This is a genomic window from Lewinella sp. W8 (genome assembly GCF_004375085.3).
Classification (GTDB): Bacteria; Bacteroidota; Bacteroidia; order Chitinophagales; family Saprospiraceae; genus Neolewinella.
In genome coordinates this window covers 396,115-415,730 of the sequence record NZ_SNAQ03000003.1, presented here as the reverse complement: position 1 = coordinate 415,730, position 19,616 = coordinate 396,115, and the positions used below count along the sequence as shown (strand labels likewise).

The 19,616-nt window shown below is 56.2% G+C and carries 16 protein-coding genes; 7 read left to right on the top strand and 9 right to left on the bottom strand.

Features of this window, described 5'->3' with window-relative positions; all coding sequences use genetic code 11:
* The first annotated feature begins 3 nt into the window (after window positions 1-3).
* The 4 genes from E1J53_RS05885 to E1J53_RS05870 are packed head-to-tail and all read left to right on the top strand — an operon-like array spanning window position 4 to window position 5,000.
* Window positions 4-972 (top strand): threonine/serine dehydratase, encoded by a 969-nt coding sequence (locus E1J53_RS05885; protein ID WP_134272016.1) that lies wholly within the window; start codon window positions 4-6, stop codon window positions 970-972.
* Between the two features lie 56 nt (window positions 973-1,028).
* Window positions 1,029-3,431, top strand: a complete 2,403-nt coding sequence (locus E1J53_RS05880) for an SDR family oxidoreductase (RefSeq protein ID WP_134272015.1) — start codon at window positions 1,029-1,031, stop codon at window positions 3,429-3,431.
* A 30-nt stretch (window positions 3,432-3,461) separates the two neighbouring features.
* Entirely contained in the window at window positions 3,462-4,085 is a 624-nt protein-coding gene (gene tmk / locus E1J53_RS05875) for a dTMP kinase (RefSeq protein ID WP_134272014.1), read from the top strand.
* Window positions 4,086-4,100: 15 nt separating this feature from the next.
* A complete protein-coding gene (locus E1J53_RS05870) occupies window positions 4,101-5,000 on the top strand; it encodes an MBL fold metallo-hydrolase (RefSeq protein ID WP_134272013.1) in 900 nt (299 codons plus the stop codon).
* Window positions 5,001-5,261: 261 nt separating this feature from the next.
* Here the strand turns inward: E1J53_RS05870 and E1J53_RS05865 are convergent, their stop codons facing one another.
* The 4 genes from E1J53_RS05865 to E1J53_RS05850 form a co-directional block, all read right to left on the bottom strand.
* Window positions 5,262-6,698 (bottom strand): NADP-dependent isocitrate dehydrogenase, encoded by a 1,437-nt coding sequence (locus tag E1J53_RS05865; protein ID WP_134272012.1) that lies wholly within the window; start codon window positions 6,696-6,698, stop codon window positions 5,262-5,264.
* 283 nt (window positions 6,699-6,981) lie between these two features.
* Entirely contained in the window at window positions 6,982-7,587 is a 606-nt protein-coding gene (locus tag E1J53_RS05860; RefSeq protein WP_173021381.1) for a tRNA-(ms[2]io[6]A)-hydroxylase, read from the bottom strand.
* Window positions 7,588-7,706: 119 nt separating this feature from the next.
* On the bottom strand, window positions 7,707-10,265 hold the full coding sequence (gene glgP, locus E1J53_RS05855; protein WP_134272011.1) for an alpha-glucan family phosphorylase: 2,559 nt from the start codon (window positions 10,263-10,265) through the stop codon (window positions 7,707-7,709).
* Between the two features lie 540 nt (window positions 10,266-10,805).
* The gene (locus E1J53_RS05850) at window positions 10,806-11,687 is read right to left on the bottom strand and encodes a M57 family metalloprotease (RefSeq protein ID WP_134272010.1); all 882 of its coding nucleotides are present in this window, start codon (window positions 11,685-11,687) and stop codon (window positions 10,806-10,808) included.
* A gap of 455 nt (window positions 11,688-12,142) precedes the next feature.
* On the opposite strand from E1J53_RS05850, the gene E1J53_RS05845 reads away from it, so the two are divergent.
* From E1J53_RS05845 to E1J53_RS05835, 3 genes are all read left to right on the top strand, one after another.
* Window positions 12,143-12,571 (top strand): Fur family transcriptional regulator, encoded by a 429-nt coding sequence (locus tag E1J53_RS05845; protein ID WP_134272009.1) that lies wholly within the window; start codon window positions 12,143-12,145, stop codon window positions 12,569-12,571.
* Complete coding sequence (locus tag E1J53_RS05840) at window positions 12,568-12,867, top strand: peptide methionine sulfoxide reductase (RefSeq protein ID WP_134272008.1); 300 nt, start codon at window positions 12,568-12,570, stop codon at window positions 12,865-12,867. Before E1J53_RS05845 ends, E1J53_RS05840 begins: the two co-directional genes overlap by 4 nt.
* A 123-nt stretch (window positions 12,868-12,990) precedes the next feature.
* Window positions 12,991-13,260: a hypothetical protein gene (locus E1J53_RS05835; RefSeq protein ID WP_134272007.1), complete on the top strand. Its 270-nt coding sequence runs from the start codon at window positions 12,991-12,993 to the stop codon at window positions 13,258-13,260.
* On the opposite strand, the gene E1J53_RS05830 is transcribed toward E1J53_RS05835, so the two are convergent.
* From E1J53_RS05830 to E1J53_RS05810, 5 genes are all read right to left on the bottom strand, one after another.
* Window positions 13,257-14,477 (bottom strand): NAD(P)-dependent oxidoreductase, encoded by a 1,221-nt coding sequence (locus E1J53_RS05830; RefSeq protein WP_134272006.1) that lies wholly within the window; start codon window positions 14,475-14,477, stop codon window positions 13,257-13,259. The two genes, E1J53_RS05835 and E1J53_RS05830, sit on opposite strands and share 4 nt — an antisense overlap.
* A 14-nt stretch (window positions 14,478-14,491) precedes the next feature.
* On the bottom strand, window positions 14,492-15,226 hold the full coding sequence (locus E1J53_RS05825) for a phosphatase PAP2 family protein (protein WP_134272005.1): 735 nt from the start codon (window positions 15,224-15,226) through the stop codon (window positions 14,492-14,494).
* Between the two features lie 69 nt (window positions 15,227-15,295).
* Window positions 15,296-17,041 (bottom strand): LptF/LptG family permease, encoded by a 1,746-nt coding sequence (locus E1J53_RS05820; protein ID WP_134272004.1) that lies wholly within the window; start codon window positions 17,039-17,041, stop codon window positions 15,296-15,298.
* A 147-nt stretch (window positions 17,042-17,188) separates the two neighbouring features.
* Window positions 17,189-17,512, bottom strand: a complete 324-nt coding sequence (locus E1J53_RS05815; RefSeq protein ID WP_134272003.1) for a hypothetical protein — start codon at window positions 17,510-17,512, stop codon at window positions 17,189-17,191.
* A gap of 48 nt (window positions 17,513-17,560) precedes the next feature.
* On the bottom strand, window positions 17,561-19,600 hold the full coding sequence (locus E1J53_RS05810; protein WP_134272002.1) for a S9 family peptidase: 2,040 nt from the start codon (window positions 19,598-19,600) through the stop codon (window positions 17,561-17,563).
* Window positions 19,601-19,616 lie beyond the last annotated feature (16 nt).

Genomic DNA, 19,616 nt, shown 5'->3' with positions numbered 1-19,616 from the left:
AAAATGATTAACCTTCCACCCCTGCAGCAAGCACCTAATCAGACCGATCTGCTCGTAACTCACGAGGCCATTCACCCCTTTGTGCACCGGACGCCGGTGTTGACCAATCGTAGCCTTAACGAGATGACGGGGGCCCGCCTTCACTTCAAATGCGAAAATTTCCAGCGCATCGGGGCCTTTAAAATGCGGGGAGCTGCTTCGGCGGCGCTGCGCCTGCCGACGGAGGTGCGGGCCAGGGGGCTGGCAACTCACAGTAGCGGCAACCACGCCCAGGCCGTTGCCTGTATGGCCCAACAACTGGAAGTGCCGGCCTTTATTGTGATGCCCCACGATGCCCCGAAGGTGAAGGTGGCGGCAGTGCTGGACTACGGAGCGGAGATCACCTACTGCAATAATACTCCAGAGGAACGACAGGCAGCCTTGGAGGAAGTCGTGAAGGAGACGGGGGCGGCCTTCATTCACCCCTTCAATGATTATGGGGTGGTGGCCGGTCAGGCCACGGCGGCCATGGAACTTCTCGAGGATACGGAGCCCGTGTTGGACATCCTTTTGGCCCCCGTGGGCGGGGGGGGGCTGATGTCCGGTACCGCGCTTGCGGCGCGGTACTTCAGCGTCGGTGCCACGGCCTGGGGTACCGAGCCCCGGAACGTAGACGATGCGGCCAGGTCGCTGGTCAGCGGGAAGATTGAACATAACGTAGACAATCGTACGGTTGCGGATGGACTGCGTACCAACCTCGGCGAATGTACTTTCTCCATCATCCACGAACACGTGCCCAAAATTTTTACGGTTACGGAGGAACAGATTGTGACGGCCATGCGGCACACCTGGGAACGCATGAAGATCATCATCGAACCCAGCTGTGCCGTTCCCCTGGCGGCGATTTTTGCCTATCCGGAAGCCTTCGCCAGGAAAGAAGTAGGCATTATTCTTACCGGAGGTAACGTAGACGTGGATAAATTGCCTTTTTGATCCAGTCGGTTTCACGTAGCTTTACCCCCGATCTTAATCCCGAAATTGTAAAAACCATGCTTTCCATCGGCCTTGCCTACAGCAGTGATGACCAATCTACCGCACACCGGATTGCCGGTGACCTGGCCGATACCGTATCCTTCGAACACTTTGCGGTGGGCAGAGCCAACGAAGGTCCCATTCTGGCGGAACTTACCAAGTCATTCACTCCGCCAATGGTGGTCCTCATCAGTGATCACTTTCTCACGAACCCAAACTGTATGCTCCGGGGTCACGAACTCTTTGGTGCCAACCGGGAGGTGTTACCCGTGATCATCCCCGCCCATCGCCTTAACGAAGAGAGTGGGGAGGTGGAAACCATTAATACGAGTCTGGCCAACCAATCGGACGTCATGCACTACGTCAATCACTGGCAAGACCGCTACATTGATCTGCGGAGAGACGCCGACGCCATGACGGAGGTCGCCGGTTCATCCTTTCAAACGTACCTGCGGAAAATTCGCGAAGCCAGTACCCAGGCGGAAGAATTGCTGCATTTAATCAAGGACAGTTGGTCTTTGTCCGAGCAACAATTTTCCGGTAATCACTACCACCAGTTGTTCATTTTTGCCGATGATCTGGAGGCCTGGGAAACGCACAAAACCCTGGAGGAAGCTCCTCCGGTGGATTTGACGGGAATCCCCGGTTTGGAGATGCTTTCTCCGACGAAGGAGGTGCCGCCCGTAGAAGAAGAAACAATTGAAGAGGATTCCGAGCCAACGCTGCCGCCAATGGTGGAGGAAGTAGTGCCAGAGAAGATTCCCGAAGAACCGCCAACGACCTTACCCTTGCCGGAATCATCCGATCAGGAACCGGTAACCTCATCCGAAGAAGAAATCCAGGGGTGGATTACCCGGGCCTGGGCCATGGCGGATGCCGGAAATTTCGAGGTGGGAGCGGATTTGCTCGCCGCTGGACTTGCCTCCAATCCGGATCATCTGCAACTCCGCTACAATTATGCCTTGTTACTGGCCAGTGGGGGAGGAACCGCCGAGGATGCTCTGCTCGAAACGGAAAAGATTCTGGACCGTAGTCCCGACTACCCCGATGCCCTCTTCCTTAGTGGCGAACTTCACGAAAGCCTCGGAAACCGTCAACGGACCCGTGATCACTGGGAGCAATTGAGCGACGTGGTGGCCCATTACCCCGACCTCAATTACCGGCTCGGGGTGTTGCTGGCGGACCATTTTCCCGAAGAGTACCTGGATGCGGCGGCTTACCTCCGCCGGGCGGTGAAGGAAGAGGAGGTCAATGGAGACGCTCACTATCAGTATGCGAAGCTGCTGGCGGGGCCGGTCAATCGGCGGAAGAAGGCCGTCAAGCAGTTTCGGCAGGCCATTAAACTTACCCCCGGTCACGCACCCGCTCATTATGAGCTTGCGGTCTTGCTTTTCGACCTGCAGGAGTATGACGAGGCCCGCAAATATTATCGCTTAGCCTGTTCGCTCGATTCAACTTATCATACCCCCGCCAATCAGCGGGCATTTTTTGCAACGCCTATGGAAATTTCCAGTGCAGCTGGTAAACTTGACGCCCTCGCGGCGCTGAAAGAAAATATTGCTCAACTTGAATCCGCCCTTCTGGAGCGGCAGGAAGAAGAACTGGCCGCCCAGGCCCAGCCGGGACCCGGTGACGGGATCACGGTGCTCATTAGTGGTGCCACCAGTGGTATCGGCCGGGCTACCGCCCGGCGATTGGCGGCCGACGGTTACCGGATCATCGCCCTGGGCAGAAGGATGGACCGACTGGAAGAACTGCAGCAGGAACTGACGGAAGCCGAGGGCACGGATATGCATTTACTCCAGCTGGACGTACGCAATCGTGAGGCCATAAAGACGGCCGTGGCCGATTTGCCCGAGGACTGGCAAGACATTGACATTCTGATCAACAACGCCGGAAAGGCCAAGGGCTTTGACCCCATCCATACGGGAAACTACGAGCACTGGGAAGAAATGATTGACGTCAACCTGAAGGGGCTGCTGTACCTGACCCGCGAAGTAAGCCCCGGTATGGTGGCCCGCGGAAAGGGGATGATCATCAACGTTGCCAGCACGGCCGGGAAGGAGGTTTACCCCAACGGTAATGTATACTGCGCCACCAAACATGCGGTGGACGCGCTTACCTACGCCATGCGGCTGGACCTGGTCAAGCACGGCATTCGGGTCGGACAAATCTGCCCGGCACACGTGGAAGAAACGGAGTTTGCGGTCGTGAGATTTGACGGAGACTCCGAGCGGGCAAAGATTTACGAAGATTTTCAGCCGCTACGTTCCCGTGACGTGGCCGAGGCCCTGCATTTCATGATTTCCCAGCCCCCCCACGTAAACGTGATGGATATGGTCATCCAGGGTACCCAGCAGGCCAGCTCCACCGTCGTGGACCGGAGCGGGAGAGACAAATTTGCTCCGGAAGAAGAATAGCTTTCCGGACTTTCACCCCCAAACGCAACGATTATCTACACGCCAAGATTTATTGTTATCGAGGGACTCGATGGCAGCGGAAAATCCACCCAGATCGAGATGCTCCAGGATGCCCTGCAGGCCCGGGGAGAAAAGTGCTACCTGACCGCGGAGCCCACGGAGTTACCGGTGGGTCGCTTGATCCGGGACGTCCTACGCGGACAGACCCGGATGGATCCGCGGGCCCTGGCCGCCCTGTACGCCGCCGACCGGATGGAACACCTGCATCACCCCACCGAGGGTATCCTTTACCAACTGACCCAGGGGTGTCACGTGATCGCCAGCCGCTATTATTTCAGCAGCTTCGCCTACCAGGGGGAATTTGTCGACCCCCGCATGATTGCCGCCTTTAATTTTCACGCAAAGAGTACCCTGCCCGCAGACCTGACGATCCATCTGGACCTGACACCCGCAGAGAGCCTGAAACGCATTGAGGGTAGGGGGACCGAAAAAGAACTCTTTGAAACCCAGGAGAAACTCACCAAAGTCCGGGAAGGCTTTCTGGAAGCCTACGCGCAGTTTGGGGACGGGGAAAACATCCATATTCTCAATGCCTCACGGAATCCGGTGATCATTGCGGAGGAAATCCTTGGCCTGGTGGATGCCCTTGAATAGTAATTCGCTTCAGCTATGTCCCAACCAACCGTTCACACCATTGATCTGAATTTCCTCGGCGCTCGGGAAGCCATTGCCGCCTACGCCGTTGCGGACGAAGACGGCATTACCCTCGTAGAATGCGGCCCTTTTTCCACCCACGACCATCTGTTGGCCGGACTGGATGCATTGGGTTTTTCGCCCGAGGACGTCCATACGCTCTTGCTGACCCACATCCATTTTGACCACGCGGGGGCCGCCTGGTGGTGGGCCGGCCGGGGCGTAAAGGTCTGGGTGCACCCGGTGGGACTGAAGCACATGATCGATCCAACGCGCCTGTATGATTCTGCCCGTAGGATTTACGGTGATGAAATGGAAAGCCTGTGGGGGAAAATGGAACGAATTGATCCACAGCGGATCGAAGCGGTAGCGGATTTCAGGACGTTAAGCATTGGCGGAAACGATTGGATCGCCCACCATACGCCCGGTCACGCCAGCCATCACATTGCCTGGCAGTTGGGTGGTCAGGTATTTACCGGAGACGTGGGGGGCGTCAAGATCATGAATGGTCCGGTGGTGCCTCCACTGCCGCCACCCGATATTGACCTGGCTGCCTGGAAGGTCTCCATCGAGCGCCTGAAATCTCTTTCTGCAACAACTTTCTACCTTACCCACTACGGGGCTATTCCGGCGGACAATTCCCACCTGGAGGATCTTCAGCGAAGGTTAGAAGCCTACGTGGAGTGGGTGGTGAACCACGTGCGTCCCGGCCAGAAGGCGGGGGAAGTCATGCCCGCATTTACCCAGTTCGTTGAGGATGAATTGCGGGCGGCGGGTTTGACGGAGGACGGCATTGCGGCCTACCGCGCCGCGAATCCTCCCTACATGAGCGTAACCGGAATCCTGCGTTACCTGATGAAGCTAGAGGGGAAATAAGATCACCAAAACAATTTGGGCGACAAGGCGCAGGTGCCGGGTTGATTGGGCTGTAGGATTTTGCCCGCAATTGTTCAGGGTTTAGTACCAAGGATTTAGTTAATCCTAGATCCTTACGCCTAAATCCTGATTCACGGCACCTGCGCGCCAGCGCCCTGATCTTAAATTGGCGATCCCGATAATACACTAATCTCGGGATCGCCGGTAAAATCCCTGAAGAATGACCACCGGTCCGGCGGCCATTCTTCAGGGTGCGGTGCGCTATTGTCCCTGTCCGAGGGAATAGCCGCGGTTGCCGTCGAAGGTGTAGAGGTTCTCCGTTTTGATGACGTCGATTTTCTCCTCCACGGCCTGGGCGAGTAACTCCGGGATGCAGTTGTTGGCCACGGATTCTTCCCCTTCCAGGACTTCGTAGCGACAGCGCCAGTGGTCCGTACAGAAGGTTTCCTCAAACCCGTGGGGCCATACCTTGACCCCGCGATTGGTGATCATGGACAGCTTGATCTTTCCGTCGAGCCGCTGCAGTTTTTCGGCCAGTTCATCGGGATTGGAGCCTTCCCAGTCGACGAAGATGTCCACGCCCTGCAGGCGCTTATCGGCCCGCTTGCGGCGCTGGTAGTCGGGGATGTTCATCGTCACGCCCTTCACGTACTCGGTTACCTTGAGCTGCCGGGGCTTGCGGCCCAGGCGCTCGATGATGGCATCGGCAAACTCCCGGGTGCCTACGAGCTGCTTACTGACGCCTTCCCGGTAGATATCCTCCGTGTGAATGCCTTCTTCAATGACGCAAGACCAGGCATTTTTGATGGTTTCCGCCACGTCCTGCTGACCGATGTGGTGCAGCATCATCACGCCCGCACGAATCAGTCCGGAGGGGTTGGCGACGTTTTGCCCGGCAATGGGAGGCGCCGAGCCGTGGATGGCCTCAAACATGGCGCAGCTGGCGCCGATGTTGGCCGTGCCCGCCAGACCAACCGACCCGGAGATTTGCGCCGTGATGTCGGAAATGATGTCGCCGTAAAGATTGGGCGTAACGATGACGTCAAAGATTTCCGGAGTATCGGCCAGACGCGCGGCGCCGATGTCAATGATCCAGTTGTCGGATTCGATGTCTGGGTACTCCGCGGCGATCTCCTTGAAGACTTCGTGAAACAAGCCGTCGGTATGCTTCATGATGTTGTCCTTCACGAAGCAACTCACCTTCTTGCGCCGATACAGTCGGGCGTACTCAAAGGCGTAGCGGATGATCTTTTCACAACCCGGACGGGTAATCAGTTTGAGGCACTGGACCACCTCGTCGGTCTGCCGGTGCTCGATGCCCGCGTAGAGGTCCTCTTCGTTTTCGCGGATCACCACCACGTCCATTTCCGGATGCTTGGTGGCGATGAAGGGCGAAAAGCTCTTACAGGGGCGGATGTTGGCGTACAGCCCCAGGGTCTTGCGTAGGGTTACGTTGAGGCTCTTGTAGCCACCACCCCTCGGGGTCGTGATGGGAGCCTTGAAGAAGATTTTGTTCTCGCGAATCTTTTTCCAGCTATCAGCGCTGATCCCACTGGAGTTTCCCGAAAGGTAGACTTGCTCCCCGATTTCAATTTCGTCCCACTCGATGCGGGCGTTGGCGGCTTTCATGACCCGAAGGGCGGCGTCCATGATTTCCGGACCGATACCGTCTCCCTTGGCTACTGTAATTCGTTGCATATGGTTTTACTTCAGGATTGATGTTAAGGTTAGGGAATACTGGAAAAGACGAGTGGAGCGAATAAAATCAAAACAAAGGCAGGCTTTCGCACTGCTGGTTGGCAAAGAAACGTCCTGAAGTAAAAATTTGCTTGGAGACAGTAATTCAAATTTGTGATGATCGTGATAAGGTACACGAAAAGGGTTGGCTTAAATAATTGTGCATCAATTATTTAAGCTGGAATTACTTTTCGTTCTTGAACCTAAGATTTGATCACTTATCCGTTTGCGGATCGTAAAAAAACTAGTGCATCCGGTCTCCGCGGACTTCCAAATTTTGCAGTAGCTCCGCCTCGTAGGCCAGAAATTCTTTCCAGCGCGCGTCTACTTTCTCCCGATCAAAATACTTCCGGGCCAGTTCGATGAAGAGGACGTAATGGCCGGCCTCGGCCACCATGAACTTATGGTAGAACTGCCGGAGGTCTTCGTCGGCACAGTAGAGGCTCAGCAGGCGGAAGCGTTCACAGCTACGGGCTTCAATCAGTGCGCAGAGCAGTAGTTTTTCCAGCAGGGCTCGTTCCCGGCCGCCACCCTTCTGGAGAAATTTCATCAGCCCATTGACGTATTCGTCCTTGCGCTGCCGTCCGAGTTCCAGCCCACGTTTGTCCAACTCAGCCAGCACGGCCCGGAAATGCCCCCATTCTTCCGTAACGATCGGGGCAACTTCCCGCACCAGTTCGGGATAATCCGGATAGCCCTGCACCAGGGAAATGCAGCTGGTCGCCGCCTTTTGCTCGCAGTAGGCGTGATCCGTGAGAATTTCTCCCAGGTCCATTTCCGCCAAATTTACCCAGCGGGGGTCCGTGGGGAGTTGAAGGTTGAGCATCTGGACGGTAGCCGGAGTTTCCATAATTGTTTTCGTTTGGTGACGCAAAGATAACCATTGATCCCGGGCCGATTACCCAAAACGAGGACACCGGAACCGCACGTTGGCGGCTCCGGTGTCTTTCCCGTCGTAGGTAATTGGCCTTACACCCAGAAGACCAGGTTCAGGTCCTGAGCGTGGGCCATGTGCTTGTGGTAGGGCCGCAGGCGGAAGCCGTATTCGTATACGCCGGCCAGCTGGGGGTCCAGTTCGATGGTAAAGGTAGCCTTACCGTCTTTTTGGCCCACCAACCTGAAGGCTTCGGTTTTCCGTGCCTTGATGGTGGATTCGTTTTCCCGGTAGTAGAAAATGGCTTCGAGCACCAGATCCTTGGCGTCAATGCCGTTGGTGTCCAGGACCACCTCACCCCGGAAGGGTTCTCCCATGGGGAGCGCGTGGTTGATGCTGTCGAAGGAGTTATTCTCTACCACGTAGATACCGGACCACTTATTGACCAGCTCCTCCTTCCAGGCCGCCAGTTTCCGAGCTACCTGGTAATCCTTAGCCTGCGCCGTTTTGGCGCTTTGGTGCAGCGGATTGTAGAAGCGTTCGTAGTAGTGATCCATCATTCGCTTCATGGTGAAGTCGGGTGCCACCTCCGCGATGATTTGCTTTACGTAGCTCATCCAGTCCTTGCTGATGCCGGTCTCGTCGCGGCGGAAGAAGGTTGGGATGATGTCGTCTTCCAGGATGCTGTAGATCGTCTGGGCGTCCAGCTCGTTCTGCAGGTGCTGGTCTTCGTAGGTACGTTCCAGGGGAAGGGCCCAACCCGCGTCGGGCCGGTAGCCTTCGGCCCACCATCCGTCGAGTACGGAGAAGTTTACCGAACCATTCAGGGCCGCCTTCATACCCGAGGTTCCGGAGGCCTCCAGGGGGCGGGTAGGGGTGTTCAGCCAGATGTCGACGCCCTGGGTCAGCAGCTTGGCCATTTCCATATTGTAATCTTCGAGGAAGATGATCTTACCCGCAAAGTCTGGCTGCTTGCTGATGTGGATGATGTGACGGATCAGATCCTGCCCGCCCTGGTCGGCGGGGTGGGCCTTACCGGCAAAAAGGAAGATGACCGGTTGATCCGCCCGGTTCACCAACTGCCGCAGCCGTTCCTCGTTGTGGAAAAGCAGGGTAGCGCGCTTGTAGGTAGCAAAGCGCCGGGCGAAACCGAGGACCAGCGCCTCGTTATTGATCTTGTTGATGATGTTCAGGGTCGTACTCGGGCTTTCCCCACGGCGGCGCATGTCTGCCGCCAGTTTCTCGCGGACGTAATCCAGCAGTCTAACCTTCAGGGTGTGGCGGACGTCGTAGAGTTTCTTGTCTTCGACCTTATGGATGTTGCGCCAGATCTTGGGGTCACTCTGCTGGCGAAGCCAGTTTTTCCCGAATACGGAATTGTACAGATCGTGGAGATCGTTGGCGATCCAGGTAGGGTAGTGGACGGAGTTGGTGACGTAACCGATGTGAATCTCTTCGGCCGTATAACCGGGGTAGAGGGGAGTGAACATCTCCTGGCTCACTTCACCGTGAAGCTTACTCACACCGTTCACGCGCTGGCTGAGCCGGATGGAGAGTTTGGACATGTTGAAGTCTTCTCCACTATCGTCGGGGTTGGTGCGCCCGAGGGCCACGAAGTCGTGCCAGTCGATTCCGAGTTCCCCGGCGTAGTTGTACAGATAGTTCCGTAGGAGGTGTTCGGGGAAGTGGTCGTGCCCGGCGGGCACGGGGGTGTGGGTAGTATAGAGGCTGCTGGAGCGCACGGCCTCCACGGCTTCGTGGAAAAGCATACCGCCTTCCACGTGATTTTTCAATCGCTCAATGCTGAGGAATCCGGCGTGACCCTCGTTGAGGTGATAGATGTCGGGCTTGAGTCCCATGGCTTCGATGGCCCGGACCCCGCCGATACCCAGCAGAATTTCCTGCTTCAGGCGGTGTTCGTTATCCCCACCGTAAAGCATGTGGGTCAGCTCGCGATCCTCCTGACTGTTGTCTTCGTGGTCGGTGTCGAGCAGGTAGAGGTTAATTCTGCCGATGGGGAGCTTCCATACCTTGGCCTGCACGATACGGCCCTGAATGGGAACCTGTACCTTCAGCCAGTTACCGTCCTCCCGGCGGACGGGTTCCACGGGCAGCTGGGTGAACTTTTGGGCGGGGTAATGGTGGAGCTGATCACCGTTCATGCTCAGGCCCTGGTTGAAGTAACCGTAGCGGTAGAGGAGGCCCACACCGAATAAATCGACGTTACCGTCGCTCGCTTCCTTCAGGTAGTCTCCGGCCAGTACGCCCAGTCCTCCGCTGTAAAGCTTCAGACTGATGTGGAGGCCGTACTCCATGCTGAAGTAAGCGATGCGGGGTTGGTCAGCTGCTTTCTTTTCTGCCAGGTAGGCATCAAAGGCCTTTTCGGCCGCCTTCAGCTGCTTCAGGAAATCTTTATCGGCAATGAGTTCCTTGATTCTGGCGGGGTCCAGTTGCTCAATCAGCGCTACCGGATTGTAGTTCAGAGCAACGAACTGGTCGTGGTCGATGTAGTGAAAGAGGTTGGACGCTCCGGCGTTCCAGGACCACCAGATGTTCCGGGCCAGCCGGTTAAGTGCGGAAAGCTCAGCGGGCAGTTCGTTCTTGATGAAGATGCGACGCAGCTTCATCTGGGAATGCGTTTGGGTAAATGTCATTAAGCATAGAATTTTGGAGGGGGTAATAAACCGCGGTACCCCGTGGACCGCTGGCACCCTCGGCTCCGTCTCTTCGGGGGCTTCACCACCGGGGTGAGAAGAGAAGTCGCTGCAGCTGGGTGCACAAGACAAACCTCAACGAAGCGCCCGATTTTTTTTGGGGCGACGGCGCGCAGGTGCCAACGGAATCTTGTCCCTGGCCGCCCGTGGCGGCCCAGGCAAGGTTGCCGAAAATGACCTCGCCAAGTAGGCGAGGGTCCGGATTTCGTGGATTTACCGCGGTGAGGTGGAAGCATGACTCCGCCGTACGCTTACGGTCTGGCCACCTAATGCACGTCACCCGAAGAATCCGGAACGGCGCCAAAATTCGCAATAATTGGTAAGCTACGCAAGTGCCCGACCGCTTACTATCCTGAAGAATGGACAAAAAAACAGCCCGTCCCCCCACAAACGGGGGAACGGGCCTATCCATCGATAATGACAATGGATGCTGGATGCTATTGATTTATTGCGACTCCCGGAGGCCTTCGCAACGGATCATTAGTAGAGGTATTCCAGCGCAATGATGTCGTAGGTGCCAAACTCACCATCTTCGTTGCTGCTGAAACAAGCCAGCATTACGGAGTTGGAATCGTAGCCCGTTGGCGTGCCGGGAATGTGAATGGCTCCCACGCCGGCACTACCTTCGTTGCTGTTCTGCCCGCAGCTCTGCCGGCTGAAGTAGTCCGTGTGGCGCAGTCCCATGGAGTGGCCAATTTCGTGCGTCATCACGTGCTCGTTTACGTTGGTATTGTAGTTCTCCATACCGGCGTAAATCTGTACCCACTTGTAGGGAGCTCCTCCGCTCGGGAAGCCCGCGGAACCACCCGCGCCTCCGTTCTGGAAGTTGCGGTACACCACAATGTCGGCGTTGGTACTGGCCTGGAAGGACAGTGTAAACGTCTTGCCCGTGTTAATCCGGTTGTAGTTGTTGATGGCCCACTGGAGCGCCGTACGCATTTTGCTGGTCAGCGCGTAGCTGCCTCCCGTGTACCCGATAACGCTGATGTTGTTGTCGGATACGAGGTTGCTGGTGCGGTACTGCTTCTGCAGGGCGGCATCCATACTCTGGAATTCGCGGAGTTGCTCCTTGGTCATCTCGATGTCTCCCTCCAGGAGGTAGATGGTTTCGGTGGTCCCGTCGGGGCGGGTCGTCTCCACGGTCTCCACGTGGTAGGGGTCAACCTGCTGCCCTTCGACGTGCTCCAGGAGCGCATGCTCAAAGTCGTAGGATGGCCGGTCGACGTCGCCGTCTTCGTTGTGGTCAACCAGGAAGCCGGATTTAGGTGTGAAGTCCTCCGGTGCCAGCGCATTTTCCTCTTCTGTACAGCTGACGAGGATGAAGGCAAAAAGAAGACCAAGTAATAAGGAAGTTGGTTTCATGATTAAGATGAGTAAAAAGGTTATGTAGAAGGCAAGGCTCCGCCAGGGTAACTTCTGAGTGCTCATTAAGTGGCGTCGACGGATGGATATCCACACTTTCGGAGCATAAAGTTGACCCTTGCTCACCCTGCCGGTGAACAATGATTAGTCGCAGACTTGTTTTATAACTGTGGTGTGCGTGTTATCTGATTCCTGCCGGGTATGTACGGCAAAATTCAGTTGGGGCGTTCGGGCCGAGCAATGAGTTTTACTCGACCACTAACTCGGGCTAAGTTAAACATACATTACGTAATTGCAAATGTTTCGCCCCTTTTATGCTAAAAAAAACTATCTTTTACAGTAAGGTGTGCACGAACTTGTTTTGTTCTGCTTTCTCCGCTTATTTCGCACATTATTATTTAATCACGGCTTACCTTAGGTAAAAGGTGTCCCTCGCCTGAATTGTATTCGATTTTATGAGCCAGCCAACAACCAAATTAAACGATCAGCTTCGCCAGCACGGACTACGCGGAACGGCTGCGCGCCGGGACGTACTGTCCATTTTCCAGGCCAACAATCAGCGAGCGCTATCTAGCGCGGACGTGGAGGAAAATCTTTCTTCCATTGATCGAATTACCCTTTACCGGACGCTGAAGAGCTTTGAAGAGGCCGGACTCATTCATCAGGTTGCAGACGGTACGGGTAAGGTAAAGTTTGCCCTTTGTGGCCATCGCTGTGATGAACACGATCATCACGATACCCACGCACACTTTCGGTGCGTCGTCTGCGGAACCACTGCCTGCCTGCACGCCGTTACCATCCCCGAAATCAGGCTCCCCAAAGACTACCAGATGAACGACGCCCAGCTCGTCCTTACCGGAGTCTGCGCCAACTGCCAGTCATGACCACATCCTGGTGGAAGAAGCTACGTTCCCTGCCAGAAGGCTATTCCACCGGGCGATACCGTGGAAACCTGTATGGACTTAGGTATCAAGTCAACCTGAAGGGTAGGGTGCACAAGTTCTACGCCGAGGAACTTGGAGGGAATGATTTTGTCAGCCTCAACGTCTACCTGACGCTCCATGGTCCCCAACTGAAGCCCTGCGAGATGCCCACCGAAAAGGTCATCACCTTTCTGGAATCCGTTCATGTGGTGCGTGAAGATCCTCCCCGGAAAGCGTCGAGGGAGTTCATCGAATAAATCGAACATTCCGTCTCCCGCAGCGCTTACTCGGGCGTATAGATTTTCCAAAATCTGTCGATTGGAATAATATTGTTCCATTCGTCCATCCCGAAGGCAATGCCTCGGCCATAACCAGTTACCATGCCCATCCTTCTCGTTATTCTTGGCTTCTTCTTTCCCCGGGTCGTGATCTTTTGCCTTTGGATATTTACCAGTTGGTTCTCTGGCGTTTTTGACGGTTGGCTGATTCCGCTCCTCGGTTTCTTTTTTATGCCCTTCACCTTATTCTGGTACGCAATTGCCATCCACTATTACGGTGGCGACTGGAGCGGTATTCCCACCATCGGTATGGTGATCGCCGTTCTCCTTGATCTGGGAGTAATCGGCAAGGGCGCTAAAAGCAGGAGTTAGCCTTCTTCTCCGTAAGCGTACGCTTTTAGGTACCCGAAATGAGGCCCTAACTGCCCGTCAGTACAGACAGTAGCCCGTTCGAGAATCGCTGAATGATCTTTGGCGAATTCGGGTAGAATCTTTTTAATGAAGGTCTCGCCAAATGCCGTGCTCGCGTCACGCGGTAATTCGCTGGGGAGGTTGTCAATGGACATCACGTCAATGGCACGATCAAGGTAGGGGTCCGTTTCCCGGCCGGTTTGGGGGTCATAGCCAAAGACCGGCTCCGCAATGGTCGAGGCCTTCAGGGTTGAGGGTACACTGGCCGCCGGGGCGATGTCACAGGTGACGTCCCCGATTACTTCGATGCTGAAATTGTCCTTTCCCATTTCTTCCCGGGTGAAGAAGGCCGGTGCCTTCCCGTCCCAGAAAATCCCGTTAATGAAGACCGTGGCTACCTCCGCAAAACGGCCGAAGGAAGAACGGTATTCCTCACCATGGGCGTAGAAGTGCGACTTTAGAATTTCCCGCCCGTCGGGGTGTACCGCATAATCCTTCACGGCCAGCTGGGTGTATACGGGGCCGGACGCTCCCTGCAGGAAGCTCGCCGGACTAACCTTTTTGATCCCCATATCATCCAGCACCTGCGCGGCACCTTTCCCCACTCTGCCCGTTCCGGTCAGCACTATTTTCAGGTCCTCCGGGAACGTAGTTCGGGCGTAGATTTCTTTTGCCTCCGCGTAGTCGAAGACGTCCTTCAGGCGGGGCAGGGTGAAGCTGCCCCGACGCTCAGCGTAAGTCCATACGGCATTGTGGGCACCCACCATCCCGGCCCAGTAGCCAAAGGCAATCAGCCGCCGACCGCGTTCGTCGGTAAGGTACTCATAGTCAATGTGGGTGATTTTCTTTTCCAGCATCGCCCGCATGAGGGGCTGGTTGTAGGGCTGTTCTTTGGCCACGTGGGCGAAGAAGCAGTAGGTTTTGTTGGGAATGAGCTGGTCAATCGGCACTTCTTTGATGCCAAGCAGCAACTCCCGATCGCTGATGTCTTCGACCACGGGAACGCCTGCTGCCCGGTATTCCTCATCCGTGAAGGTGCGTCCCGTACTGGGCTGTACCACCAGATCTACGCCCATGGCCCGTAGCGTGGCGGCCTGAGTAGGGTTAAGTGGAGTTCGGCTATCCGGGGGGACTTTTCCTTCCCGAATGACGGCAATGGTGGGGTAAGCTGAAGACATGAGGAAAAATGAGATTAAGCGTCCGTGGAATTAATGGATGTGGTAACGTCGGGCAGGCCGTCCTTGCGGTACCAGCCCCGGTTAAGCAGCCTGCTATCGGGGAAGAACCGGTACTGCAGCCCGTACATGAGTACGCCGATAATGAGACCGAGAAAGGCCCCCGCCGTCACGTCCCGCAGGAAGTGGTAGAGCAGATACATACGGCTGAAGGCCACCTGGGCGGCAACGAGAAAACAACCGAGACCAACGATAAATTTGCCCCGCCGCGCATTGAAACTAACGAAACTGAAGAGGGCAAAGGCCGAGGCGGCGTGCCCGCTGGGGAAACTGGTGTAGGCCCAGCTGCGCATGTGTTCTTCGAATAAATTGAGGGAATGCCAGACTTCTTCGTAATTGTCAAAAAACCAGCGCATGGGCCGGGCCGCCCCGAAAATTACCTTAAGCAGCCCACTCAGTAGCCCGGCCGTAATGCCACTCATGATGGCGAATAAGCCCGTGCGGAAGCGAAAGGCTGACGCCACAATGAATACAATGACGTACGCCTCGGGCTCCCCGAAGCGGGTTCCGATGATGAAAAACTGATCCCAGAAAGCGCTCCGATGCTGATTGATCAGAATTAGGGCGTCCCCCTGTTTGTTGGTTGCCAGGACGTATAGGAAGTTCAGCAAGAGTAAGAGAAAAGCAATCAGGAATACCCGGTTGGCCCGTAGGAACTCCCTGGTGGTCTTCTCTGGCATGTACAGCGGCATGGCGCGAATATAGGCAGCGGTAAATTTGCCGTCACCAAAGAAGCCGACTAAAAAAGGAGACTGTCTCCCTTATGCCTGGGTAGTGGGCTTGGGCTTATCCTTCCGGAACCGTTTTTGAATCCAGGTCAACGCATTCGACAATCCGTCGGTGCTGACCAGCTTGGCGTCCCGCATGGCCCGCCTCGTGATGTACAAACTCATCGGGAACAGGACTACGCAGGGAAGCCATCCCGCCACGGCTCCGGTAACCACAAAGCTCTCCGCCAGCTTGCGGCAAAGAATGGTGAGGATGATGAAAATCACGAAGAAGATGATACTCACCAGAATGGGATACCCAAAGCCCCCTTTACGAACGATGGCCCCCATCGGCGCCCCGATGAAAATAAAAATGATGCAGACCAGGGCCATGCTGTACTTCATGTGCAAATCGTAGATGTGCTTTACCCGGCTTTCTTCCACTCCGGGGATAATCCGTTGGGCGGCCTGGGCCTGACTGGTGACCGACCGAATGGCCGACCGGCTGCGATTATACACCCGGGTAGCAATGGTGTTTTCCAGACTGTCCATCATGGATTCTATCCCCGGCCAGTCCGTCGCTCCCCGAACCAGGGGATGCTTCAGGGCACGCTGATACTGAACCTGCTGCCGATCCTCCAGTTCCCGGGTGACCATGGTCCGGTCCAGCGCGGTCTGATCCGTGACCATTTTCTCCGGACTACGGTTGTCGATGCGTTGAATCTGACTCGGGGTTTGCGTCGCTCTTGGCGGTCGGGTGGGGGGGAGGTCTTCTGCCTCTACGGTCTCAGCAATGGAAGACAGCTGTCGGGCGGTATCCGCAGCTACGGAATCCCGGGCAGCAGCAGCTTCTTGCTCCTGTTTCCGCGTCCAACTCTCCCGGTAGACGGTAGTATCCTTTTTGAGCAGGGGCAAATAACTCGTCAGATGGTTGCTGATCGTTTGTTTTCGGATGGCAATGTCCAGGTCAATACTGTCCACTCCTTCCTGAAGCTGCCAGGTGGCGAGCATGCTGCGGTTGGTGGCAAAGAGTTTAGCGTTGGTAACCTGCAGGTTGAATTCGCTCAGATCAAACACCTTCGTGTAGGTATCAAACTTGGTGCGGATGAAGGGTCGGTTCTGACCGTTGCGGCCTCCCGGCCGCTGTTCCAGGTACTGAAAGCCGTCAAACAGCCGCATGATGAAGAAATTCCCGTCGTCAGAAGAATACATTTCTCCGTTGCTGGCCGTTATCTGCACCAGTTCGCCGGTGGCCGCCTTGCTGTGGTCGTAGATCAGCACGTCCCGGATGTCGCGTCCGTTGTTGTCGCGTTCACCGAGCCGGATGGCAAACTGACTGAAGTCTTCGTTGAATACGCCGGGCTCCATGCTCAGCGTGGGTTTTTTCTGCTGGATGTCGTACATCCGGGCGCCGAACTGGAGGTTGGCCGCCGGAATGACGTAGTCACTACAGAAATAGGAGACCCCGGAGGAAAGAATACCGAAGAGAATGAGCGGGCGCATGACCCGGAAAAGGGACACCCCAGCCGACTTGAAGCTGGAGAGCTCGTAATGTTCCGCCATGCCCCCGAGCACCATGACCGAGGAAATCAGCAGGGCGAGCGGCAGGGCGAGTGGTACCAGGCCCACGCATTTGTAGGCGAGCAGCTCCATGACCACGAAAAAGCCCAGGCCCTTGCCGGCGATGTCGTCCAGGTAAAGCCAGAGAATCTGCATCAACAACACGAAAATGGCGATACCGAAGGTCACCACGAAGGGACCGAGGAATGATCTGGCCAGTAATTTATCGAGTTGTTTCATCCGTTTGCGTTTCCCGGCCCCGGCGGTACGCAGGATTTACCTGGCACCTGCGCTCCGTCGCCCTTAACTTTTAGTGGCAACGGGAGCGTCGACTCGGGAGGGCAAAAGTAGCATATGCCAACGGCAAAACCACCGATTTTCCCGGCCCTAAGATTTCTTTAAGGTCCGACGAAGGTCACCAAACTCCTCTTCCGTCGGAATCTGGTCCGTGGCATCCAGCGTCTCCACCGCCCGTTGTGCCTCTTCGGGAGAAGTCGTGTCGGCCCGGTGGTTATCCATCCCCGCACGATCAATGTTGTAATTGGTGTCGTTGACGATAGCCGCCTTCGGGTCATGACGTTCGGCCCGACGGCGTTGCTGACGCTGCTGAAAATACCGCAGTGTGAAGTAAAAAATCACGGCCAGTACGGCTACACCGAGGAGCCACCAGACGTCCACGCTTAGTTCGTTTACTTGCAAAAAGAAATTCATCGAGTTTTTCTTTCTGCAACAAGAATACCGGCGCGGATGTGCGGTCGATTATCCGGCCTTGCCCGCCAGGTCGATCAGGAAGGAGTAGTCCCGGGCTATTTCCTTGATCCGGTCAAAGCGTCCACTGGCGCCTCCGTGTCCGGTCTCCAGATTGGTGTGCAGGTAGAGTGGTCGGTCGTTGGTCTTCCGCTCCCGTAAGCGGGCCACCCATTTGGCGGGCTCCCAGTACTGCACCTGGCTGTCGTGGAGCCCCGTGGTGACGAGCATGGCGGGGTAATCCTGGGCCGATACCTGATCGTAGGGACTGTAGCTCAGAATGTAATCGTAGTATTCTTTTTCGTTCGGATTGCCCCACTCGTCGTACTCTCCGGTGGTGAGCGGAATGGAATCGTCCAGCATGGTGGTTACTACGTCCACGAAGGGCACCGCCGCGACGACGCCCGCCCAGAGGTCGGGGCGCATATTTACCACCGCACCCATGAGGAGGCCGCCGGCACTGCCTCCCATAGCAAACAGTCCTTCCTTGGAAGTGAATTTATTGGCGATGAGCCACTCACCGCAGTCGATAAAGTCCGTGAAGGTATTCTTCTTTTTCAGCAGCTTTCCGTCTTCGTACCAGGAGCGGCCCATCTCCTGTCCGCCCCGGATATGGGCAATGGCGTAGACGAAGCCGCGGTCCAGCAAACTCAGACGGGCTACGCTGAAGGAGGGGTCCATGCTGTAACCATAACTACCGTAGGCGTAAAGCAACAGGGGCGCACTACCGTCCCGGGGCGTATCCTTATGGTAGACGATGCTGATGGGCACCTGCACGCCGTCCCTGGCCGTGGCCATGGCCCGTTCACTGCGGTAGTGTTCGGGACTAAATTCACCCAGCACCGGTTGCTGCTTCAGCAGCGTTCGCTCCCGCGTGCGCATGTTGTAGTCGTAGGTACTGGCCGGAGTCGTCAGGCTCTGGTAGCCGAAACGGAGGACTTCGGTTTCAAACTCGGGGTTGGTGGACGAATAGGCCACGTAAGCCGGATCCTGAAATTCCAAATAGTGTTCCTCTCCCGCGAAGGGACGGATGCGCAGTTGGGTCAGGCCTTCCTTGCGCTCGCTGATGACCAGGTAGTCCCGGAAAAGGTCTACGTCCTCCAGCAGGACATCCTCCCGGTGACCGATGACCGTTTCCCAGTTTTCCTTTTCCGTGGCGTGCTCGGGCGTCACCATCAGCTGGAAGTTCCGGGCGTCTTTGTTGGTCAGCACGTAGAACTTATCGTCGATGTGGGCGATACTGTACTCCAGGTCTCGTTCCCGCGGCTGGAAGCAGCGCAGCGAGGCCAGGGGCTCGTCGGCCCGCAACAACCAGTACTCATTGCTCAGCGTCTGGGCGGAACCGATGATGATGTACTTCATGGACTTACTGCGGTAGACGAAGGCCCGGAAGGTGTCGTCCTTTTCCTCGTACACCACGACGTCATCCTGGGGAGCGGTGCCCAGTTTGTGGCGCATGATTTTGTAGGGGCGCAGGGTTTCGTCCTTGACGGAATAGAAGAGGTATTCGCCGTCGGCACTCCAGACGGCTCCGCCGGTGGTGTTGGGAATTTGATCGGGCAGGTTCTGGCCGGTCAGCAGGTCCTTGATGTGGATGGTATAAATCCGGCGGGAGAGGGTGTCCTCGCCGTAGGCCAGGTAGCGATTGTCGTCGCTCACCGCCATGCCGCCGATGTTGTAAAAGTCGTGGGGCTCAGAAAGGACGTTGAGGTCCAGCATCACCTCTTCGGTGGCACCTTCGGCAACCTGCGTGCGCAGGTAGCGGGGGTACTGTTCGCCTACCTCGTATTTCGTTTGGTAGCGGTAGCCCCGGCGCACGTAGGGGACGCTACTGTCGTCTTCCTTAATGCGTCCCTTGATTTCGGCGAAAAGGGTTTCCTGCAACTCGTTGGTGTGGGCCATGCCGGCTTCCTGGTGGGCGTTTTCGGCCTTCAGGTAGTCGATGACTTCCGGGTCTTCCCGGTCGTTCATCCAGTAGTATTCGTCGGTGCGGTCGTGACCGTGTGCGGTGAGGGTTTTCGGTTTTTTGGTAGCCGTGGGCGCCTGTGCCATATGGTCTGTTGGGTTT